The following is a 17,963-nucleotide window of genomic DNA, read 5'->3' as shown; positions in this document are numbered from 1 at the left end:
ATCTGACATAGCAGGAGAACCGACCATGACGACGAGCTACGAGGAGTACAGCCTCGAACAACTCGGGAAGGCCGCCTATGAGAGCTACAAGCGTGGTGAAGTGGCCAACAAGCGGGCCGGCGACCTCGCCAATACGAGCGGCCAATTCCTCGCTGAAGCCAAGCGCCGGATTGACACGGATCATCCCTATGGGAAGCGGACCCAGGCCTTCGAGAAGTTCCTCGTTGACCATTGCCCACTCCCGCGTGGAATAAGTCGCGCATACCAACTCATTGCGATTGCCACAGGCAAGACGACAGAGGTTGAGGAGCAGGAGAAGAACTCCACCGCAAACCGGGAGTATCGACAGCGTAAGAAGGCGAGTTGTCCATCACGTGATGGAAAACCTCCGCAGCGCCTATCACCGCCCAACACCGAACGAGCCGACCTCATGGCCACCATCACGGTCAAGTTGCGAGCGCTAGAGAGCGCACTGGCCAAACTCTCAATCGAACAACTCCACGCCCTGGAAAGGATCATTCCGACCGCAGCACACCTCGACCCCAACGGGACCGCAATGGCCGCCTGAGGCGATATTTTGCGGAAGCGACAGCCCGGGCCGCAGGGACCATTCAACAAACGCACACCAAAAGGAGCAATCATCTGAACGACAATAGCTTTGAGCCTGTCCATGTGGGCTTCTCCAGAATATCGGATCACTGGGAGAGAGAGCAGGCCGAGTACAGGAAGAAGGGTTCCCGGTGGGCATCTCCACGCTACCAAGCGACCATCCGTAAGGACAATGGGCGGGCACCGGACTTCCACCATAGGGCCGCCCATGTCCTGCGGTCAGTGGGCTTCTCAGGCCCAGCCACGGCGAAGGTTCTGGGCATCTCACTAAGGACCGTCCGCGATTACCTGTCTCGCCCCTGTGAGGCGCTGGAGGTCGAACGGCAGGAAACCATTAAGCGTGAATGCCTGGAACACCTCAGCCGGACCAGACAGGGACGCGCTCCGTTCGATGTCTGGGCGTACCTACGGAAGGCAGAGGCCCCTGTGGTCGCTGACCTCTTGGGCTTCGATCCTTGGACCAATGAGGACGCCGGGACCACCTCTAGAGATAAAGTCGGCTTCTGCCTTATGGATGGAGGGTGGTCTCAGGCCGAGATAGCGAAGATGCTGGGCGTCTCGCGTGCGGCTGTGTCCAATCACGCCAGAGCCATTAGAGAGATAGCCAGCATTCGGGCCAGGAGGCGAACAGCCATGATGGGGATTGTTCGAGCTTGAACAAATGGTGAGGTTATGGAGTACACCAAGTCAGACTATCCAATAATCACAATGGTTTGAAGGGTTGATAACCCTATATAGAGGGATCATCCCTATCGGGTTTCTTCCCCTCCCTAAAGGTTACCCTTAAGGTTTCTCCCCGGGTCCGCTGACCAAAGTACTTAGCATGAGAGTTATAATGTCACCCAGACACAGGAGCGGACGGAAGTCCCTCCCTCTGATGTCTCAGCCTTCAGGCTATCTTCTGATGAACGCCTCAGCTCTGTGGTCTGACACCTTACAGTAATGGCCAGAAATTAAGCTGAAGGTATGATCTTAAGTTGGAGGCTTGCGCCTCTTTCTTCTGGTGGTCTCAGTCTTATGTCTGCATCTTATGGTAACCCCTCTCTCCATCTCACGATAAACCCGAAGATAACCTTAAGTGCCACACACGATACTTATTACACACCACCAAGGAAGGAAACCTAATGAAATGACCGATGACCTACAGCCGTTCGACGTGGCTTTGTTCCTGCACGAACGGCAGACGATACAACTGGACCATAAAGACGACGCCAACGCCCTTGCCATGGCCACAGCCACCGCCAAGCGGCAGGCCAAGACAGCGCTGAGGGCATCCCAGGGCGACCGCACCGACTGGAAACAGCACCTCGTCAACGCCCCAGGCTATCGCAACATCGCCGACACCAAGCTCTCCCTTCGGACGAAACAGGCCCGCACCGGTTCCATCAAGGCGGCGGCAGATCGACGTGAGAAGCGGCGTGAGCAAGGCGTCACCATCCATTACGACCGCTTTGCTTGGAAGCGGCTGGGGCAGGCCAAACGTGAACAGTTCGACCAGAGTCGCAAGGCGCTGGCTTGGATCGGCCCGAGGTGGGACGCTAACCGTGATTTCGGCTGGTACGATGACCAGAGTGTCGGCCAGCACCTCGACCACCTTTTTCGCTTCGGGAGCGCTAAGGCGGTTCCAAAGACGCCATGGGTCCAACACTGTCGGGAAGGCCTTTAGGATCAAAACCCAATCGCTCTGAACGGCCGAGTTCCCAAAGCGGCCTTTACGCGGACACAAGGCATTTGATACCGTAGCTGGTCCCGCCTTGGCGCGTGGTCGCTACAGAATGTCAGAATGACTTAGGCGGCACGTACAGGCAGATCGTACTGTCAGGGCCAAATGGTATTTCACGATGCCGGTTTGCCGTTGCTTTTTGGGCATGGCACCAATGGAAACGCATGTCGTGTGACTGACGCACCCTGCTGTCCGCGTAAGGCAGCAACTCACCGGACGGCACCTTGAAGCCCTTGCTTGTTTCGCGAACGGTGCCATCTGCCATCGGCTCGCAATGTTCGTCCTGGCAGCACCGTTCTTCGTACCAACTATGCGCCGATGCCGACGGCACTCCGAAAGTGCAGGCTGCGGCGATGACAGCGCCCAACCCGAGTGCGCCGCCGCGCCTGCTCAATGGCCAGATCATAGATTTACATTAGACTCTTCTGATATAATGACGCAACAGTTCGAAACTCTTTTGCACATGCCCCCAGCAGCAAGTCTGAGCGTGTGACAGGACAGCGGCGAGCCGCCCCAAATGTCGAGTTCCCACCATCTCGGCCCTTGGCGGCAGCTTGATTGAGTTTCGGCCCACGGCAGGCCGTTCCCACCCACTGCTTAATCGGTCTGCCCCCCATCGCAACGCCCTCAAAACACCCAACGGTTTGACCGTGGAGCGGCTTTGCGTGCCTCCCCGGCACAATCCCCTATCCGGCACTTCCACCCTCACACCAATGAAAATGGAGAGCATGCACCATATCGAACTAATCGGATCATACACTTCCGCCGCGACCCTATCCGGCGAGGAAATCAAGATCACCACAACCCGCAAAGACCCTGTTCCTGTCCTGTGTCGGGAACTGATCAAGCGAGGCGTTGACCCTCAGGACACCGTCCACGTGACGAGGGCGGGCCGGCCGGTTTGGAAGGCCGACCTCACAGTCGCATACTGGGCTGGCATCGAGATAATCGAAGGCGACCGCGACGGGTTGCGAACGGTGAAGTACCGACCGTTCCCGAAGGGCGTTTAGAGCCCAGCGGAGGGACCACTGGAGCGCTGCTGAGGTTCTGACTGGCCGTTGTGCCGGCCGGCCTTAGCGGCGCTTGGCGGCCCTGCCGCTGTGACTGACTATCTACCCGAGCGTTATGCCAATTTGCCGGGTGATATGCGTTTTAAATTCCGGTGGTTGAGCTGAGGAGGCTTGACGCTGAGGTACAGCGCCTGATACCCCCTGAGGTACATTGAGACTATCGGACCTCCGGGGCGAGAAGCCAATAAGGTCTTGTTATTACTGAGAGATTGTTCGGTCTAAGTGCTGGTTCGATCCAGCCCCAGTACCCCGGCTAGGGGCACCACCACCTTTATGGAGGTGTTGAGTGCCGGAGCTTTTTCTAGTTTTTGTCCCACTTTTCGTTGTCGACTTTTTTGGTGGGACAATTTCATCCTGATTTTGTTCCGGAATGGCCAAGAGATGGGCGGCCTGTCCGGCCACAGGCCGCGACGTGATGGCGGTTCAGCTGTCAGATCATGTTCGACATACCGAGCGCGGTAAGCAGGTTGTTTTGGATAGGAGCGATGGCCTGATTCAGTCCCTCCACCCCGAAGTCCATGCCCTCTGGCATGACGACGGTGCGCAATGGGCGCCGTTCCGTAGCCTCGACTAGCCGTGCGATGGCGTCAGCCACCAACTGAGGGCAGGGTGGATTCGCAGGATCAAGTCCCTGATCGGAGTTGTTTTTGATTTGGCCTGGGACCAACGCAACTGCGCCATATGTCGCCAAGACCTGCTCGTCCGAGGGCGCTGGGCTAGATGGAAGCAGATTGCTCGGAAATGGCCCGGGTTCCACGATCACCGAGTCTACGCCGAAGCTGGACAGTTCATATCGATATGCCTCGGCAAGCGCTTCAAGCGCGAACTTGCTCGCGGAATAGACACCAAAGAACGGAAAGATGACGCGCCCCATCAACGAGGTGACATGGATCAGCACGCCGCTACCCGCAGCACGCATATGGGATAGGACGGCGCGGTCGGCCCTTACGGCCCCAAAAAAGTTCACCGCAAATTGCTGCTCGATGTCTGCCACCGTGTAGGCTTCCGTCACGCCGACGAACATCGTGCCCGCGTTGTTGATGAGCGCATCAATCCTGCCGTGTTGCTCGACGACCCGATCGATCGCAGCGTTGACCGACGCTTCGTCCGTCACATCCATCTCAATGACCTGCAGCTCATGCCCTTCGGCTTTTGCAGCGTTGATTAGCTCACTGCCTATCTGGCTGTTTTTGCCTTCGATGTCGCGCATGGTCGCGACCACCACGTGCCCGCGCCTGGCGAGCTCCAAGGCGGTGAGCTTTCCAAAACCGCTGCTCGCGCCGGTAACAACTACAACCTTACTGCTCATTTCTCGATCCTTTCGCTTGTCCCTCCGATGGGACGAAAATGGGTATATACAGACCTGTCTGTTCTTGCAAATGGAAAATAGGCAGACTATTCTGTCTCTGCAGCGAACGCGCAATGGCAGGCTGAAATGAAAACTTTGGATGTGAGTGAGTACGTCGACTTGGAACCGCTGCCGCTGGACGCCTTGGCTCCGCGAGAGCGAATTCTGAAAACGGCGTCCGAACTATTTTACCGGAACAGCATCCATACGGTGGGAATAGATCGCATCATCGCCGAGAGCGGCGTCGCAAAGATGACGTTCTATAAGCACTTCCCCTCGAAGGCCAATCTTGCAGCTACCTATCTGCGCCATAAAAGCGCGCTGTGGTTCGACATGCTGGCGACTGCGACCGAACAGGCCGGACCGGTGCCGCTGAATCGCGTGCTGGCCATATTCGACGCACTGAACGGCTCCTTCCAGGCGCCTACTTTTCGCGGCTGTCCTTTCGTTCGAGGGCTGGCCGAGTTCGGACCGGACGCGGAAACCCCAGAGGTGCTGGCGACGCTCGCAGCATATTTCCATGACTTACATGAGTTTGTCGTGTCGCTCATCCAGCCCTTGAAGTTAAAAAATCAAGAGAGCGTGGTCGTTCAGATCCTAGCGCTCATCCAGGGCTCGCTCGTGAACGCACAAGCCATGAGGGGGGGCATTGAACCTCTTGCAACGCGCGATGCGGCCAAGATGCTGCTCGAGGCTGCGGTTGAGCGCGGCTGATCGAAGGAAATTTCGGCGTGTGCGGCGCGCCTGACGGTCAGCTCAGACAAAAAAACGTGGCCACAGGCCGAGCGCGAGAATTTGGCGGCGAATGGAGCGCAATCTAAATCAGGCAGAGAGAGACCGATTGGTTGCTACTGCGGCAGCTCGGGTGAACTCTGCATCCGGCTTGGAGAACGATGCCATGATGGCGTCGCGGTTCGAAGGAGCGCGTTTCCTGTCAGCGGCGGTGAGCGCAGCCTTGAGTTCGTGGGCGGTCAACTCAGTGCAATAGGCGGGAGTGCCCGGCTGCAGTCGCCAGGACTCCTCAAGAGTACCCGCATCCACCGTATCGAAGCCAGTGACGCTGATGAGATCGGATACAAGTGCTTTGGCCGCGGCGTCGTCACCCGAAATCGGGATGGCAATGCGACCTGGAGCACCGGCCTCCAAACCGGCCTCTGCCAATGTCTGCGCTAGCAGCGCGTTCCAAGCCTTAACAAGGGGGCGCCCCACCTGCTCGCTGACCCAAACGGTCTCCGGCTTGCCGCTATCAACCTCGAAGATTTTGCTGTCACGGGTTGGATAGTAATTGGAGGTGTCCACCACGATTGTGCCAGCAGGGGCGCCGGCAAGAATCGTTGCCAGGTCTGGGTTCTTGGCAAAGGGCACTGACAGGATGACCACATCGGCATCCAGTACTGCCGCCTCTCTCCCAACGGCCTGGATGCCGGTGCCGGCAACTGTGTCCGCAAGACTTTCGGGGCCACGCGAGTTCGCCAGTTTCACCTGGTGGCCAGCGGCGTCCAGCTTCTTTGCAACCAGCGAGCCGATGTTGCCGGCCCCAATTATTCCGATTTTCATTTTACATCCCTTGGTTTTCAAATTTTAGCGGGGTGAGCGAAGTCATGAAGAGTGTCTCGCAGCGCAATGATCTCGTCCTCGGATATTTGATAGGCACTCTTGATCTTGCCGGAGATGGTCCAGACCTCGTCCTTGATGCTTTGAGCGGCAGGTGTGAGATCGACAAGGACCCGGCGTTCGTCCTCGGGATCGCGCATTCGCGTCACCATCCCGCAGGTATCGAGCCGCTTGAGCAATGGGGTGATCGTGCCGGTGTCCATGCCCAAAGAGTTTCCAAGATCACCTACGGACCGGGGCGCGGACGCATAGAGCTCCAGCATCACAAGGTACTGGGGAAAGGTCAGGCCCAGCGGATCGAGGAACGGCTTGTGCATGCGTGCCATCCGGCCCGCCGCCCCGTACAGGGCGAACGAGATTTGCATTCGAACCAAATGTGACGCGCTTTTTTGAGGTGCCATACCGGTGCCATCCATAGCCCAAAGAGAGAAACCGAGTTCACTGGCGAACTAGTATCTAGTGCACTAGATAATGTGACTATGGAGGATTGCAACCCTCCAGCTGCACTTGGAGCCAGTCCGCATGCGCGACTAATCTTCCGGCAAATGCGCCTTGGAGGGCCTGGGGTTCTCGAAAACCTGATCGACATATGTCCGGCAGGGGTCCCTCGGGTGGGCATCGGGGACGCTGGGCAATGGGAGCTTTCGCTCTGCGAGCTTCGAGTGGCGAGCCACTCGAAATTCGCCGAACTCACCGCCGCCGCAGCAGGCTCTTCATCCGGTTGCGCAGCAGGCGGGCCATGTTTCGGGTCTCGCGGTAGAGGTGCAGTTGCGAGGCGGCCTGGCGGGCGAGGCGGTCGGCGTCCGGCGTCAGGCCGATCACCAGCGTGCCCATCGGCTTGCGCTCGGTCCACAGCCTGCTCATCACCGGATGGTCCGGCACGGCGCAGGAATCGGTCATCATGATGTTGGGGTCGTCGAGATGCTGCCGCGTCACCTCGATCATCAGCAGCGTGCCCGGGGAATAGGTGGCGAGCGTCTCGTCATAGGCGGTCTTCCAGGTATAGGCGACGCCGGCCTCGACGAAGACGATCAGGCAGGCGACGGTACGGCCGTCGAGCGTCAGCGAATGGATGCGGCACATGTCCTGCTCTGCCAGCCGGTGCACGGCTTCGCGGGCGAAGGCGGCACGGAAGCGGTCGATCGCCATGGCGGTGCGCTCGCGGCCCTTCCATCCGGCCGCTTCCAGCGTCAGGAAGCTTTCGATGGCGTGGCGGATCTCGTCTGGACCGCGCGCCACGACATGCTCCAGCCTGCCGAGGTCGGCCAGGCGCCGCTTCAGGCGGCGGAACTCGCGGTAGTGGTGCGAGCGCAGCGAGGCCTTGAGATAGTCGTCGCCGTCGGCCTCGCTCTCCAGCACCGGGCGCAGCATCTGGCCGGTGGTGACCAGCATCAGGCCGCGCGTCTCGGCCACGGTGCCGATCAGGCTCGCCACCGGACCGTCGAGCCTGATGTCGGGCAGGACGAGGACTTTCGGCAGCTTGAGGTGCGGGCGCGACAGCATCGAAAAGAAGTCCTCGACGACGCCGACCGGATCGTCGCGGTCGATCAGCGGCGTGCCGAGCGGGCCGAACGGGCTCGACCATGTGCGCATGACCGGCACGCCGAGCGGCACCACCGGCCGCTCGACCGAGATCGGCACCAGAAGGCGCAGCCGGTTGCGGTATTCGTCGCCGTCGCGGATCACCGCCAGCCGCACCTCCCGGTCCTCCAGCCGAGGCATGGCTGGCGCCAGGAAACGCGGGTTGAAGAAGACGTTGGGCTCGATGGTGCGGGCGCAGAGATAGTCCAGTTCCTCGACCAGGTCGAAACCCGCCGATGCCGGATAGATGGCCAGTTTGCGCTCGGGCCTGTTGTTGGCGAGGATCTCGATATGGGCGGGGTCGGCGTCGCGCGCCAGGCCGGCAAGCCCCGACACCATGGCCCCGGCGCTGCCGCCGCTGGTTTCCTCGATCAAGGGGGTGGCGGCCATTACGCGGCTCCTTTGGCAGGCACGAAGATCGCCATGATGATGCCGAGCTTGCGCCAGACCGTGAAGGACAGCGCGCCGGCCTCGAAGATCATGGCGAAGGCGGTGGCCATAGCCGCGCCCCACAGGCCGAACAGCGGGATCAGGATCACGTTGAGCCCGATGTTGAAGGCCAGCGTCATGGCATAGACGGCGGCGCAGATATTCTGGTTGCCGCTCATGGTGAGCAGGCTTTCGCACGGACCGACGGCGGCCCGCGCGACGACGCCGAAGACGAGCAGGAACAACAGCGGATAGCCCGACGTGAATTCGGGGCCGAACAGCACCAGCATCGGTTCGCCCAGCAGCAGCACCAGCAGCGCCATCAGCAGCGACGGCCAGAACGTCCACGACACCGTCTCGCGGGCGAAGGCGGCGAGCTTTTCGGGCTCGCCATGGGTGAACTGCGCATAGCGCTGGGCAACGCCCGCCTTGACGGCGAAATAGACGAAATGCACCAGCGCCAGCGTCTTGACCGTGGCGAAATAGACGGCGACGTCGTCGGGATCCATATAGGCGCCGACCATCAGCACGTCGGCATTGGTGAGCAGGAAGAAGAAGCCCTCGACCAGGAAGATCGGCAGCGACACGATGAACCACTGCGCGAAATGCACCTTCATCGGCCCGGCCGGGATGTTTCTTTCCAGGCGCCGAGTGACGCCGACGAGCTGTCCCAGCGTGGTGGCATAGGTGGCGGCGATCGAGGCGAAGATCGCGGTCCTGGCGTCGGGGCCATAGCCGGCATAGAGCATCAGCGCCATGAACAGCAGGATCAGCACCGGTCGCACCAGATAGGTCGGCGACAGGGCGAACAGCGCCCAGCTGTTCGCCCTGGCCTGGCCCTGCAACAGATCCGACAGCGCGATCATCGGCAGGCAGATGACGCCGAGGATGAACGGCACCACGTAGTAATTCTCGATCCACGGCGAGGCGAGCCAGACGCCGAGCGCGCCAAGGCCGGCGATCAGCGTCGAGGCGACCAGCACGAACAGGCGGCTGGCGACGACGATGCCGCGCAATTCGTCCATCAGGCCGCGCTCGCGGTATTCGGGAATGAAGCGGATGACGGAGGTATGGAAGCCGAGACAGGCGAGGTTGCCGACGATGACCATCGTCACCCAGACGAGGACGAAGATGCCGTATTCGAACGAGCCCATCCAGCGCGCCATCAGCACCTGGCTGACGAAGGCGATGACGGCGCTGACGATGCGGATGGAGAAGGCGATGACCGACATGCGCCCGGCCTCGCCGCGCTCGTCGGCGGTGAACAGTACGGCATCGATGCGGCCAAGCAACGGCTTCACGCGCAGCGCCAAGCGCTGCGGCAAGAACCGCCCGGCAGTCGTTGCCGCGGAAAAGCGCACTCCGATTGAACTCCGTTTTCCGCTTCTTTTCAGGCGTGGGTGTAGCGAAGACACCTTAAGAAACGGTTGGGTGAGTGTCTCCTTCGCCCCGTCACTATACGGGGAGAAGGTGCCGGTCCACCCTCCGCAGCTGCTGCGGAGGACGGGCAGGCGGATGAGGAGCCGCGCCGGAATTCGGAGATTTTGCGCCAGGCTTACTCAGATGCTCGACGCGAGGCCGTGCGCGACGGGGCTCCGGTCATCGACCTGATCGATGGCGACGCGCTATGCGACCTGCTCAAGGATCAGAAGATCGGCGTGCGGATAAAGATGGTCGAGGAAGTGACCGTCGCGGCATTCGCGGGGTTCTAGAGCGCAGAGCGGCGCGACATCGCCCCCCTCTGGCCTGCCCGTCCTCCGCAGCTGCTGCGGAGGGTGGACCGGCCATCTCCCTCAAGTGGGGAGATTGGCTAATCTTTGAAGCCGGCGCTGCCCCTCATCCGGCCCTTCGGGCCACCTTCTCCCCGTGGAACGGGGAGAAGGGAAGAGGGCGCCCGTTACGCGAAGGCGCCGTGGCAGTGCTTGTATTTCTTGCCGGAGCCGCAGGGGCAGGGTTCGTTGCGGCCGACCTTGCCCCAGCTTGCCGGGTTGCTCGGGTCGCGGTCCTCGGGAGCGACGATGGCGGCTGTTTCCGGGCGGACCAGAAGGGCCGTCTCGCCACCTTCGAAATCGTTCTCGCCGGTAGTGCCGTCGATATGCGTGCCGAACATGTCGGGGGCTTCCGGCGGCGGTGCTTCGGCGGCCTGGCGGACCAGCTCGACGCGCATCAGCTGCGCGGTGACGGCCTGGCGCAGATTGCCGAGCATCGCCTGGAACAGCTCGAACGCCTCGCTCTTGTATTCCTGCAGCGGATCGCGCTGGGCGTAGCCGCGGAAGCCCACGACCGAGCGCAGATGGTCGAGATTGACGATGTGCTCGCGCCACAGATGGTCGAGCGTCTGCAAAACCACCGAGCGCTCGACATAGGTCATCACCTCGGGCCCGAAACGCTCGGCGCGCTCCTTGGCGGCGGCCTCGGCGGCCTGCGCAATGCGCTCGCGGATGTCGTCCTCGGCGATGCCTTCTTCCTTGACCCAGTCCTCGATCGGCAGGTCGAGATTGAGGAACTCGGCGACCTCGGCCTTCAGCCCGGCGACATTCCACTGCTCGGCATAGGCGTTTTCGGGGATGGCCTTGGCGACGATCTCGTCGATGACGCCCTCGCGCATCTCGGCGATGGTTTCGGACAGACCCTCGCCGTCCATCAGCTCGATGCGCTGCTCGAACACCACCTTGCGCTGGTCGTTGGAGACGTCGTCATACTTCAGCAGGTTCTTGCGGATGTCGAAGTTGCGCGCCTCGACCTTCTTCTGCGCCTTTTCCAGCGCCTTGTTGATCCAGGGATGGATGATCGCCTCGTCTTCCTTGAGGCCGAGCTTCTGGAGCATGCCGTCCATGCGCTCGGAGCCGAAGATGCGCATCAGGTCATCCTGCAAGGACAGGAAGAACTTCGAGCGGCCGGGATCGCCCTGGCGGCCTGAGCGGCCACGAAGCTGGTTGTCGATGCGGCGCGATTCATGGCGTTCGGTGGCGAGCACGTAGAGGCCGCCGGCGGCCAGCGCCTTTTCCTTCAGCCGCTCGACATCGGCGTTGATTTCCTTTTCCCGCGCCTCGCGCTCGGGGCCCTCGGGCATGTCGCCCAGTTCCTCGGCGATGCGCATCTCGGCATTGCCGCCGAGCTTGATGTCGGTGCCGCGGCCGGCCATGTTGGTGGCGATGGTGATGGCGCCGGGCTTGCCGGCCTGGGCGACGATCGCCGCCTCGCGCTCGTGGTGGCGTGCGTTCAGCACCTCGAAATCCGTGAAGCCTTCCTTGCGCAGGCGCTCGGCCAGCTGCTCCGACTTCTCGATCGAGGTGGTGCCGACCAGCGTCGGCTGGCCCTTGGCGCTGGCTTCGCGGATCTCCTTGACGATCGCCTTGTATTTTTCCTCGACCGTCCGGTAGACCTCGTCGTCCTCGTCCTTGCGGATGACGGGCAGGTTGGTCGGGATCTCGGTGACTTCGAGCCCGTAGATGTTGCCGAACTCCTCGGCCTCGGTCAGCGCCGTGCCGGTCATGCCCGAAAGCTTCTTGTAGAGGCGGAAATAGTTCTGGAAGGTGACCGAGGCGAGCGTCTGGTTCTCCGGCTGGATGGCCACATGCTCCTTGGCTTCCAGCGCCTGGTGGAGGCCTTCCGAATAGCGGCGGCCCGGCATCATGCGGCCGGTGAATTCGTCGATGATGACGATCTCGCCATTGCGCACGATATAGTCCTTGTCGCGCTGGAACAGCTGGTGCGCCTTGAGCGCGTTGTTGACGTGGTGGACGATGGCGACGTTCTCGATGTCGTAGAGCGACTCGCCCTTCAGCAGGTCGGCATCGCGCAGCATGTTCTCCAGCTTCTCGGTGCCTTCCTCGGTGAAGATCGAGGTCTTCTGCTTCTCGTCGATCTCATAATCCTGCGGCTGCAGCTGGATGATGAAAGTATCGATGGTGTTGTACATTTCCGAACGGTCCTCGAGCGGACCGGAAATGATGAGCGGCGTGCGCGCCTCGTCGACCAGGATCGAATCGACTTCGTCGACGATCGCGTAGTTATGACCGCGCTGCACCATCTGGGCGCGCTCATACTTCATGTTGTCGCGCAGATAGTCGAAGCCGAGTTCGTTGTTGGTGGCATAGGTGACGTCGGAGGCGTAGGCGATGCGGCGCTCTTCGTCGGACAGGCCATGGACGATGACCCCGACCGAGAGGCCGAGGAACTTGTAGACGCGCCCCATCCATTCGGAGTCGCGCGTGGCGAGATAATCGTTGACGGTGACGACGTGGACGCCGTTGCCGGCAAGCGCGTTGAGATAGACCGGCAGCGTCGCGACCAGGGTCTTGCCCTCGCCGGTGCGCATTTCGGCGATGCCGCCATTGTGCAGCACCATGCCGCCGATCAGCTGGACGTCGAAGGGGCGCATGCCGAGCACGCGGCGTGCCGCCTCGCGGGCCGTGGCGAAGGCGGGTATCAAAAGATCCTCAAGGCTGGCGCCGTTGGCGATATCCTGGCGGAATTTTTCCGTGCGGCCGGCGAGATCGGCGTCGGAGAGCGCCCGCATCTCGTTTTCCATGGCATTGATCGCCTCGACGCGTGGCCGGGTCGATTTGACCCGGCGATCGTTGGAGGAACCGAAAACCTTACGGGCGAGACCGCCGAGACTGACCATCCGATGGTCCTTTCGATAGAATTCTCAAACTTGAGACGGGCGCCGGCCGGCCCCATCAAATCCACGTGAACGCACCGCCTGAACACGGGCAAACACAAAAAGCGCCCGGAAAACGGTTCTGGACGCAAAGTCGTTGGACAGATAAGAGGGGGCTCAACTGATGTCAACGCCGCGCTGGCCCTGCCGGTCGCGCCAAATTCCGCCACAATCTGGCCGATCTGGAAGCCGCCCGCTCTTTGTAATCCCTCACCGGAGTCATGTTTATGTCCTTGTTGTTCCGCCGCGCGTCGTTCGCCAGCCTTGGCCTGGCATTCGGGCTGTCGGCTCTTTGCCTGTCGCCGTTGATGGCACAGGAAGCCGCTCCCGCCCCGGCAGGTGCCGCACCCGCACCCGCGGCGGCTCCGGTCGATCCCAACACCGTGGTCGCCACGGTCAACGGCCAGCCGCTGACGGAGGCCGACCTGGTGCTCGCCGAGGGCGAGCTGTCGCAGCAGTTCGCGCAGTTGCCGCCCGAACAGCGCCGCGCCGCGGCCCTTTCGGCGGCCATCGAGATCCGCGTCATGGCCGCCCAGGCGGTTGCCACCGGCCTCGACAAGGATCCCGACTTCCAGCGCCGCATGGCCTTCCTGCAGCAGCGCGCGCTGCATGGCGAGATGGTCGAGAAGGGCGTCGTCGACAAGGTCACCGATGCCGAGGTCCGCGCCCGCTACGATCAGGAGATCGCCAACACGCCGCCCACCAACGAGGTGCATGCCCGTCACATCCTTGTGAAGACGAAGGAAGAGGCCGAGGCGATCATCAAGCAGCTCGACGGCGGCGCCGACTTCCAGAAGCTCGCCAACGAGCACACCAGCGATCCCTCAGGCAAGTCCAATGGCGGCGATCTCGGCTGGTTCGGACCTGGCCAGATGGTGCCGGAATTCGACAAGGCGGCCTTGGCGCTCGAGGTCGGCAAGTACACCGAGCAACCGGTGCAGTCGCAGTTCGGCTGGCATGTCATCAAGCTCGAGGACAAGCGCACCAAGCAGCCGCCGGCCTTCGACGACGTCAAGGACCAGGCCAAGCAGGCGGTCATCCGCGACAAGTATTTTGCGCTGGTCAAGTCGCTGCGCGCCGGGGCCAAGGTCGAGATCCCCGACGCCAACCTGAAAAAGACCATCGATACGCTGGAGAGCGCCAAGTAAGGCTCTGCGGCAGGTAGGGCATCCGTCCCGAGTTTGCCCGTCGGGCGTCGGCGCCGCCCCTCATCGCCCTGCCCGTCCTCCGCAGCAGCTGCGGAGGGTGGACCGGGCACTTCTCCCCGTATAGTGACGGGGAGAAGGACAGCCGTCATCGATGGTTTCGCCAATCGCCAGCGTTGAAGAACGGCGCCAAGGCCGAAATTTGCCCCTTCTCCCCGTCACTATACGGGGAGAAGATGCCGGCAGGCAGATGAGGGGCGGCGCCGAAATTCGACGATTGGCTGCCTTGGCAATCGCCTGATCATGACAGGGCGCCGTGCTTCGTCCTGTCACTCCTGCCGGGCGCGGCTATGCCCCGGGTCACATAGCGCACCACCTGGCGGATCGTCGCTTCGGGCTCGTCGAGCCGGTTGATCAGCAGATGCCTCCAGGCATAGGAGGCCACGAGGTCGGCGACCAGTGCGGCGTCGACATCGGCCGCGACCTCGCCCCGCGCCTTGGCGCGGTCGATGATCTGGCCGGTGTGGACGCGGCGTCCACCGGCATAGCCGGCAAGGGCCGCGGCCGCGGTTTCATCGGATTGCGCCTCGGCGATCAGCGATTTGAACACGCTGCCCGACGATGTCTCGCGCCAATGCGAGAACAGGTTCATCAGGAAGCCGACCAGATCCTCTTCCAGGCTTCCGGTATCGGGAGTTTCGACGCGTTTCTGGCGCTGGTAGACTTCGAGCAGCAGCGCGGCCTTGCTGGGCCACCAGCGATAGATCGTCGGTTTGCCGGCGCGCGCGCGGCGCGCCACGGCCTCGATCGAAAAGCCGGCATAGCCAGCCTCGACCAGCACGGCCTCGGCGGCATCGAGAATGGCGCCGGCGCTGTCGGGATTGCGCCGCGCACCGATCGATTTGCGCGGCGTGTCCGCTTCTCCGGCCATGGTTGTGGTCCCTTCGCCAACGATTTCGCCGGAATATACGTGACCCGACAGTCAAACGAAACGGCCCGTTTCGAGCTGCTGGGAGGAATCCGTTCTAACGGATTCCTCCGGGGCGTCCGCCGGCGCGTTGGTGGGAAACATCAAAACGAAAACCCGCCGTTTGGCGGGTCATTGGCGCAAATCTGCACCATAGATAAATATCTACCATAGCTGCACTCACCCTGTCAAGAAAAAATTCCTATCATGGAAGCTGCCGGCCGGGTCGGACTGGCTGTCGTCAGGCGACGAAAACGCCCTTGCGCCGGCGCGTCGTATCGGGCAAACCGGCCTTCCCTTGCGATTTTCCCGCCCGAGGCCCCATGTCCACGTCGATTTCCCCGCTTGCGCCGAAGAAATATCCGAAGATGCCGGCCATAGACGGGGTGCGCATCGCCACCGCCGAAGCGGGAATTAAATACAAGAACCGCACCGACCTGCTGGCCATGGTCTTCGACGCGGGCACCGCGGTCGCCGGCGTGTTCACCAAGTCGAAATGTCCCTCGGCGCCCGTCGATTTCTGCCGGCAGAACCTTGGCGCCGGCAAGGCGCGGGTGCTGGTCGTCAATTCCGGCAATGCCAATGCCTTCACCGGCAGGAAGGGACGGGAGTCAACCGCGCTGACCGGCGAGGCGGCGGCCAAGGCGGCCGGCTGCACCCCAGGCGAGGTCTTCCTGGCCTCGACCGGCGTCATCGGCGAGCCACTCGACGCCCAAAAATTCAGCCATCTGCTCGCCGGGCTGGTCAGCGGCGGCAAGCCGGACCTGTGGACCGAGGCGGCAAAGGCCATCATGACCACGGACACCTATCCGAAAGTGGCGACGCAGACGGTGAAGCTCGGCGACGCCGACGTCACCATCAACGGCATCGCCAAGGGCGCCGGCATGATCGCGCCCGACATGGCGACGATGCTGTCCTTCATCGCCACCGACGCGCCGATCGCGGCCCCGGTGCTGCAGGATCTGCTGTCGCGCGGCACGGCCAAGACCTTCAACGCGGTCACCGTCGACAGCGATACCTCGACCAGCGACACATTGCTGCTCTTCGCCACCGGCAAAGCCGCAAAACGCGGCGCGCCTGAGATCACCGATCCCAAGGACGCCCGTCTCGGCGCGTTCCGCCGGGCGCTCGGCAAGGTGCTGAAGTCGCTGGCTTTGCAAGTGGTGCGCGACGGCGAGGGCGCCCGCAAGCAGGTCGAGGTCAACGTCACCGGCGCGAAATCGGCCCGCTCGGCCAAGCGCATCGCGCTGTCGATCGCCAATTCGCCGCTGGTCAAGACGGCGGTCGCCGGCGAGGACGCCAATTGGGGCCGCGTCGTCATGGCTGTCGGCAAGGCCGGCGAGCCCGCCGACCGCGACCGCCTGTCGATCTGGTTCGGCGACAACAGGCTGGCGCATGAGGGCGAGCGCGACCCCGGCTATTCGGAAGAAAAGACCTCGGCCTACATGAAGCGCGACGATATCCGCATCCGCGCCGATGTCGGCATCGGCCGCGGCAAGGCAACGGTGTGGACCTGCGACCTCACCAAGGAATATGTCGCCATCAACGGCGATTACCGGAGCTGATCGAGTTGGTCTCGCGCCATCCGGCGAGCATGCTCGCGACCGTGCGCCGCTACGAGGCGGCAGGCTTTCGCGCCTGGCCGGCGGCGGCCGTCCACTATGACGGCACCTGGGTGGTGCGGCTGACCGCCGGCCATCCGGCCAAACGTCTGAATTCGGTCAATCCGCTCGATCCCGGCGACACCCAGCACATGGCCGACCGCATCGGTCGCGCCAGCCGCCGTTTCGATGCCTATGGCCGGCCGCTGACGTTCCGCATGTCGCCGCTGTCCGGTCCCGACCTGGCCAGCCATCTCGACAAGGAGGGCTGGAGCCGATTTGACGAATCCCTGGTCATGCGGTTGCCGCTGGCGGATGCGCAACTCGACGGCGCCATGGACCAGATCCCGCTCAAGGACATCAGCCGCTTCATCGGCGCGTCGCTCAAGGTCAGCGGCTCGGACGTTGCGCTGCGGCCCGGCCTGTCGGAGATCATCGGCGCCATCCAGCCCGAGGCCGGGCTGTTCGCGCTCGAGGACGGAGCAGAGCCGCTGGCGACGCTGATCTGCGTGCATGACGGCGATCTCGCCGGCCTGTTCGAGGTCGCCACCGACAAGTCGGCGCGCAACAAGGGCCATGGCCGCAACCTGATCCTGTCGGCGCTGAAATGGGCGCGGCTGCGCGGGGCGCGGGAAGCGTGGCTGCAGGTCGAGGCCGGCAATGTGCCGGCGCTGGCGCTCTACCATTCGCTCGGCTTCGACGAAGTCTATCGCTACCACTACAGGCGGCCGCCTGTTCATGGGTGAAATCGGGCATGAATGATGTGACGATCGCCGGCAAGCGCCTGCTCCTGGTCGCCGCCTGCGCGCTGGTCGACGCCGACGGCCGGGTGCTGCTGGCGCAGCGGCCCGAGGGCAAGCAACTGGCCGGCCTGTGGGAGTTTCCCGGCGGCAAGGTCGAGCCCGGTGAGACGCCGGAGCAGTGCCTCATCCGTGAACTGCACGAGGAGATCGGCATCGAGACCGAAATTCCGTGCCTGGCGCCGCTCACCTTCGCCAGCCATTCCTATGACGACTTCCATCTTCTGATGCCGCTGTTCATCTGCCGCCGCTTCCGCGGCATCGCCCAGCCCAGGGAAGGCCAGGCGCTGAAATGGGTGCGGCCGAAGCAGATGCGCGACTATCCGATGCCGCCGGCCGACGCGCCGTTGATCCCGTTCCTCATCGATCTTCTGTAGGACACAGCGGTCTCTGTAGGACACAGGCCGGTT

General features: G+C 62.5%; 15 protein-coding genes. 8 read left to right on the top strand and 7 right to left on the bottom strand.

All coding sequences use genetic code 11. The features are described 5' to 3' along the window. Positions 1-25 precede the first annotated feature (25 nt). Positions 26-568: a hypothetical protein gene (locus tag NKJ26_RS27880; protein ID WP_352698562.1), complete on the top strand. Its 543-nt coding sequence runs from the start codon at positions 26-28 to the stop codon at positions 566-568. A gap of 1,170 nt (positions 569-1,738) precedes the next feature. Further along, entirely contained in the window at positions 1,739-2,275 is a 537-nt protein-coding gene (locus NKJ26_RS27875) for a hypothetical protein (RefSeq protein WP_352698560.1), read from the top strand. 1,557 nt (positions 2,276-3,832) lie between these two features. Here the strand turns inward: NKJ26_RS27875 and NKJ26_RS27870 are convergent. Then, a complete protein-coding gene (locus NKJ26_RS27870; protein WP_352698558.1) occupies positions 3,833-4,711 on the bottom strand; it encodes an SDR family oxidoreductase in 879 nt (292 codons plus the stop codon). A 126-nt stretch (positions 4,712-4,837) separates the two neighbouring features. Here NKJ26_RS27870 and NKJ26_RS27865 point away from each other — a divergent pair, with 126 nt between their 5' ends. Continuing rightward, positions 4,838-5,464 (top strand): TetR/AcrR family transcriptional regulator, encoded by a 627-nt coding sequence (locus NKJ26_RS27865; protein WP_352698556.1) that lies wholly within the window; start codon positions 4,838-4,840, stop codon positions 5,462-5,464. Positions 5,465-5,572: 108 nt separating this feature from the next. Here the strand turns inward: NKJ26_RS27865 and NKJ26_RS27860 are convergent, their stop codons facing one another. From NKJ26_RS27860 to NKJ26_RS27845, 4 genes are all read right to left on the bottom strand, one after another. Next, entirely contained in the window at positions 5,573-6,307 is a 735-nt protein-coding gene (locus tag NKJ26_RS27860; RefSeq protein WP_352698554.1) for an NADPH-dependent F420 reductase, read from the bottom strand. Between the two features lie 17 nt (positions 6,308-6,324). Beyond that, the gene (locus NKJ26_RS27855; protein ID WP_352698552.1) at positions 6,325-6,765 is read right to left on the bottom strand and encodes a MarR family winged helix-turn-helix transcriptional regulator; all 441 of its coding nucleotides are present in this window, start codon (positions 6,763-6,765) and stop codon (positions 6,325-6,327) included. Between the two features lie 289 nt (positions 6,766-7,054). Continuing rightward, the gene (locus NKJ26_RS27850; RefSeq protein WP_352698550.1) at positions 7,055-8,335 is read right to left on the bottom strand and encodes a GNAT family N-acetyltransferase; all 1,281 of its coding nucleotides are present in this window, start codon (positions 8,333-8,335) and stop codon (positions 7,055-7,057) included. Beyond that, the gene (locus NKJ26_RS27845; protein ID WP_352698548.1) at positions 8,335-9,735 is read right to left on the bottom strand and encodes a lipopolysaccharide biosynthesis protein; all 1,401 of its coding nucleotides are present in this window, start codon (positions 9,733-9,735) and stop codon (positions 8,335-8,337) included. The genes NKJ26_RS27850 and NKJ26_RS27845 overlap by 1 nt, the downstream gene beginning before the upstream one ends. 219 nt (positions 9,736-9,954) lie before the next feature. On the opposite strand from NKJ26_RS27845, the gene NKJ26_RS27840 reads away from it, so the two are divergent. After that, on the top strand, positions 9,955-10,086 hold the full coding sequence (locus tag NKJ26_RS27840; RefSeq protein WP_352698546.1) for a hypothetical protein: 132 nt from the start codon (positions 9,955-9,957) through the stop codon (positions 10,084-10,086). Between the two features lie 185 nt (positions 10,087-10,271). On the opposite strand, the gene secA is transcribed toward NKJ26_RS27840, so the two are convergent. Then, positions 10,272-13,004, bottom strand: coding sequence for a preprotein translocase subunit SecA (gene secA / locus NKJ26_RS27835; protein ID WP_352698544.1), 2,733 nt, complete (start codon positions 13,002-13,004; stop codon positions 10,272-10,274). 263 nt (positions 13,005-13,267) lie between these two features. Here secA and NKJ26_RS27830 point away from each other — a divergent pair, with 263 nt between their 5' ends. Then, positions 13,268-14,188, top strand: coding sequence for a peptidylprolyl isomerase (locus NKJ26_RS27830; RefSeq protein ID WP_352698543.1), 921 nt, complete (start codon positions 13,268-13,270; stop codon positions 14,186-14,188). 298 nt (positions 14,189-14,486) lie between these two features. On the opposite strand, the gene NKJ26_RS27825 is transcribed toward NKJ26_RS27830, so the two are convergent. Then, positions 14,487-15,116 (bottom strand): TetR/AcrR family transcriptional regulator, encoded by a 630-nt coding sequence (locus NKJ26_RS27825; protein ID WP_352698541.1) that lies wholly within the window; start codon positions 15,114-15,116, stop codon positions 14,487-14,489. Positions 15,117-15,475: 359 nt separating this feature from the next. Between NKJ26_RS27825 and argJ the strand changes: the two genes are divergently transcribed. From argJ to NKJ26_RS27810, 3 genes are read left to right on the top strand one after another with little or no spacing between them, the layout of a single operon-like run. Beyond that, positions 15,476-16,717, top strand: coding sequence for a bifunctional glutamate N-acetyltransferase/amino-acid acetyltransferase ArgJ (gene argJ, locus NKJ26_RS27820; RefSeq protein WP_352698539.1), 1,242 nt, complete (start codon positions 15,476-15,478; stop codon positions 16,715-16,717). 29 nt (positions 16,718-16,746) lie between these two features. After that, positions 16,747-17,499: a GNAT family N-acetyltransferase gene (locus tag NKJ26_RS27815; protein WP_352698537.1), complete on the top strand. Its 753-nt coding sequence runs from the start codon at positions 16,747-16,749 to the stop codon at positions 17,497-17,499. Positions 17,500-17,507: 8 nt separating this feature from the next. Next, positions 17,508-17,930 carry a (deoxy)nucleoside triphosphate pyrophosphohydrolase gene (locus tag NKJ26_RS27810; RefSeq protein WP_352607257.1) on the top strand — a complete coding sequence of 141 codons (423 nt, stop codon included), beginning with the start codon at positions 17,508-17,510 and terminating at the stop codon, positions 17,928-17,930. The last annotated feature ends 33 nt before the right edge of the window (positions 17,931-17,963 follow it).

Origin of the sequence: Mesorhizobium sp. M0152, assembly GCF_040322415.1 — a bacterium.
Lineage (GTDB): Bacteria > Pseudomonadota > Alphaproteobacteria > Rhizobiales > Rhizobiaceae > Mesorhizobium.
The sequence above is the reverse complement of the archived record's forward strand: the minus strand, read 5'-3'. Positions and strand labels throughout refer to the sequence as shown.